The 274-nt window shown below is 44.9% G+C and carries 1 pseudogene (cut by a window edge); it reads left to right on the plus strand.

The window, feature by feature from the left end:
- Positions 1-59: 59 nt before the first annotated feature.
- Positions 60-274, plus strand: a pseudogene (locus tag ACFRAK_RS27935) (phosphoenolpyruvate carboxylase); its annotated part runs 423 nt beyond the window's last position; the annotation flags it as partial.

The raw sequence follows: 274 nt of genomic DNA on the forward strand, positions 1-274 counted from the left end.
AGTTATATGCAGATTTCAAGAGGATCATCAGCACCTTGGATCCTGACATTCGACATCAGGTGATTCGCGCATTTGCCATTTACTTTCAATTGGTTAATATCGCTGAACAGAATCATCGAATTCGCCGTAAACGTGATTATGAACGTTCCGCGGGTGACGGTGTTCAACCCGGCTCCATTGAAAGCGCGATCCAGGATCTGAAAGAGCGTAATATTCCGCTTGAAGAAGTTCAAGATATTCTCGAGAGTATGTCTCTGGAGCTTGTCATGACAGC

Source organism: Peribacillus sp. NPDC056705 (genome assembly GCF_043656335.1).